General features: G+C 75.5%; 1 protein-coding gene. It reads left to right on the top strand.

All coding sequences use genetic code 11. From position 1 onward, the window contains the following. Positions 1-649 (top strand): response regulator (locus GTP90_RS35965; RefSeq protein ID WP_161087955.1); only part of this gene is annotated, 649 nt, incomplete at both ends.

Raw genomic sequence — 649 nt, 5'->3', positions numbered from 1 at the left:
CCGCGTCCGCCGCACCCGCGCCCGCCGGCGTCGGCGAGTCCGCGCCCGGCGGCCTGCGCGTGCTGCTGGCCGAGGACAATCCGGTCAACCAGCGGCTGGCGGTGCGGCTGCTGGAAAAGCTGGGCCACCGCGTCACGCTGGTCGACAGCGGCCTGGCCGTGCTGGAGCGCGCGAGCCACGGCGACCACGACCTGATCCTGATGGACGTGCAGATGCCGGGCCTGGACGGCCTGGCCGCCACCCGCCAGATCCGCCAGCGCGAGGCGGCGCAGGGCGGCCACGTGCCCATCATCGCGATGACCGCGCGCGCCATGGCCGGCGACCGCGAGCGCTGCCTGGAGGCCGGCATGGACGACTACCTGGCCAAGCCGGTCGACAGCCAGCAGCTGCGCGCGATGCTGCTGCGCTACCAGCCCGACAGCGGCCACCTGCTGCTGGACTGGCGCGGCGCGCTCAAGCGGCTGGACGGCGACGCCGAGTTGTTGCTGGAGCTGGCCGCGCTGTTCCTGCACGACGGCCCGCAGCTGTGGTGGGAGCTGGGCGAGGCGCTGGACGCCGGCGACGTGCCGCGCAGCACGCGCGCGGTGCACAGCCTCAAGGGCGTGCTGGCCAACTTCGGCGCGGCGCGCGCGCTGGCGCTGGCCGAGCA

This window comes from Duganella vulcania (genome assembly GCF_009857655.1).
GTDB classification, from domain to species: domain Bacteria; phylum Pseudomonadota; class Gammaproteobacteria; order Burkholderiales; family Burkholderiaceae_D; genus Rugamonas; species Rugamonas vulcania.
This window is presented reverse-complemented; position numbering and strand designations above follow the sequence as displayed.